General features: G+C 36.2%; 2 protein-coding genes. Both read left to right on the top strand.

Annotated elements, in window-relative coordinates; translation table 11 throughout:
* The first annotated feature begins 633 nt into the window (after positions 1 to 633).
* Positions 634 to 1,020, top strand: coding sequence for a CsbD family protein (locus AC2JBO_RS44160; protein WP_496959950.1), 387 nt, complete (start codon positions 634 to 636; stop codon positions 1,018 to 1,020).
* Between the two features lie 616 nt (positions 1,021 to 1,636).
* Positions 1,637 to 2,836 (top strand): 3-dehydroquinate synthase, encoded by a 1,200-nt coding sequence (locus AC2JBO_RS44155; RefSeq protein WP_496959949.1) that lies wholly within the window; start codon positions 1,637 to 1,639, stop codon positions 2,834 to 2,836.
* Positions 2,837 to 3,054: the final 218 nt, after the last annotated feature.

Here is a 3,054-nt window from a genome sequence, read left to right as displayed (position 1 = left end):
ACTGCTCTTCCTCTCGCAGGCGCCCATTACCCTGTTCCTGAATAAACGCTTTATAAATCACGCTCATATTATCCTATTTTATTCAAACTTAAGCCAAAATAGACTTTTCACATAACTTTTTAAAAAAGCGAACATATAATCGAAAAAACAACAATCACGCGCTTTAAAATTAAATTTTTATCTAGTTTGCGATTGAATTGGTACATTGACCTTGCAGTTTGGGTGGTGTTATCGTCATCTGTGCGTTCAGTCAACACATGCATCTTTATTCACCTCTTCACTCGACGCTTATGGCTAGTTATCATCCCTGTGCGGCTTCTGCGTAGCGGTATTAATAACTACCCCCGCTTATGAGTTGAGATGATTAAACCTGAGTGATTTACGAAGGAAGTACCAGCAAGCGTAGCGCGTGATTTTTTTCTCTTGTTACATTTTTTGTATTCGTTTTTAATTTACGCATCATAGTTTGTATAGCCTCACCCACGCATAGGTGTTGGCGCCAATATCCAACCAAAGGCAGAAGCTATTTTGTGTGCGTGTCCAATATGTTTATGTTTGGGTTCATTCAGTTGCTCGGACTCTTTGCGGCTCTGAGGCTGAATTGTTACCTTTAATCATACTGGAGACATTAGCATGAAATTAGTTCAACGATTAAGTAAAATTTTATTAGTTTCAGTTTTGGCTGTAATCATCGCCGTTGGAAATGTAGGCGCCGCATTTGCTGGCACATCAGAAGCGGGTAGTGTACATATAGCTGATAATTCAGTGGGGTTAGGTAATAAAGTTAAGGGTACTGTTCAAAAAGCTCAAGGTAAAGCTCAGGAAACTTATGGAAACCTGACTGGAGACAGAGATACACAAGTTGAGGGTAAAGCGAAACAAGCTGAAGGTGAAATTCGTACAACTCAACCCGGTTCTGAAAGCGAAATAGAAGGAAAAGCTAAACAAGCTGAAAATAATATCTACCGCTACCAGACTAATGAAAAGAAAGAAGACAATTTAAACGAAGCTGTAGATTAGAACTATACTGAATAGTACTAATAACTAAACAAACGAGATATTGCATAATATCTCGTTTTTGTTTGATAACATATACCAAAATAGGTTAACGATAACAACACACTATCACCTATTCTTTCCAGCGTGGGAACCATTGCAACATTTATACGTTATCAATATTTTTACTTCTCTTGTGTAAGCGAAAATACGGTGTCAAGTATTTTCGTTTACACAAAGTTAATTCGTTTTACCCTTTATATAAAGTTTTAGTTAAGACAATCTCAGTGATAGTGACACTTTCATAACTGGTCTACTACAACATAAAAAGACCACAGTAAATTTTTTAATAAACTGGAATAACACGAATATGTTGAAACTTGAAAGAATTTTAGGTACTAAAGTACTGTTTGTTATTTGTACAGCGAATATTATTGACTTTGCGTTTGTTTTAAATGTTTAAAATTCTGCGCTATCAATAATTACGAATAAACACACGTATAATTACGCTGTGTTTAATATGTTTTCTGTGTTTTTTGCGGTTAATTCTACCACAGAGAACACAGAGAGGATGTTTGTATTTTTACACAATAAGCTGCTTTTCTAAGGAAATAATATTTTTTAGTTGGGAAATATTACAATGTTTTTGCAAGCTAATCAAGAAGTTAATCAAAGTACAAAGTTAGATTTACCTGTTATTCAACAACACGTTACCGTTAGTTTTAATTATCCAGTGTACTTCACAGTTGGGTTGTTCAATTTACATAATATATTACTTGCGAAACTCATAGCTGCTGACTGTGAATCTATACCTAAAAGAGTTTTTGTTATTATCGATACCGGAGTACTGCGCTGCCACAAAGGATTAATATCTCAAATCAATGCTTACGCAAAGCGACATGCTAATATCATGACGCTGGTAGATAAACCTATGTTAGTTCCAGGTGGAGAAGCTGCTAAAAACGATAGTTATTTAATCGAGCAAGTTCATGCGTTAATCGATAAAGTCGGATTATCTCATAGCTCTTACATTTTAGCTATTGGTGGTGGCGCCGTTTTGGATATGGTTGGATATGCAGCAGCTACAGCACATCGAGGTATTCGTGTAATTCGCATTGCCACTACAGTACTTGCACAAAATAATTCTAGTATCGGTGTGAAAAATAATGTCAATGCATTTGGGAAAAAGAATTTTTTAGGTACATTTGCAGCACCAGCAGCGGTAATAAACGACTTTAGCTTTTTGACAACCTTAAACGATGCAGATTGGCGTTCAGGAATTGCTGAAGCGATAAAAGTCGCATTAATCAAAGATGCAGATTTTTTTAATTTTATTACACTGAATACACACGAATTAGTGCATCGTGATATGGCTTCAATGCAGCAGCTTATTTACAAATGCACGCAGCTACATTTGAATTATATAGCAACAAGCGGTAATGCGTTTGAAATCGGTTCATCCCTTCCTCTTGAGTTTGGACATTGGATAGCACACAAGCTAGAACAATTAACATACTATAAATTACGTCATGGTGAAGCAATTGCTATTGGTATTGCTTTAGATTGTACATACTCATATCTACTAGGTTTGCTATCACGATTAGAATGGCAGCGAATTTTAAACACACTCAAAACACTAGGCTTCACCTTATATATACCAGAACTAACTGTAGCCATATCAAATATTGAAGACCCGCGCTGTATATTTCAAGGTTTAGAGCAAATACGCGAACAAGTAGGAGGGAAATTAACTGTAACCTTACTCGAATCTATTGGCAAAGGTTTAGAAGTACACGAATTCAATGTACCCATATATCAAGAAGCAATTAATTTATTGTAGGGTGCGTGGCGCTACTAACAAACCGAAAACGAAGCAAATATCTTGTGGCGCCACGCACCAAATTCATAATCTTGTGGCACCATACAATAAATTCATAATCTTGTGGCGCCACGCACCAAATTCATAATCTTGTGGCACCATACAATAAATTCATAATCTTGTGGCGCCACGCACCAAATTCATAATCTTGTGGCACCATACAATAAATTCATAATCTT

It is taken from the genome of Calothrix sp. CBUCES-K 9914, from assembly GCF_059640475.1.
The sequence above is the reverse complement of the archived record's forward strand: the minus strand, read 5'-3'. Positions and strand labels throughout refer to the sequence as shown.

Excerpts from the sequence above, each read along its gene's own strand:
- AC2JBO_RS44160 (WP_496959950.1), top strand. The coding sequence starts at position 634 with ATGAAATTAGTTCAACGATTAAGTAAAATTTTATTAGTTTCAGTTTTG.
- AC2JBO_RS44155 (WP_496959949.1), top strand. The coding sequence starts at position 1,637 with ATGTTTTTGCAAGCTAATCAAGAAGTTAATCAAAGTACAAAGTTAGAT.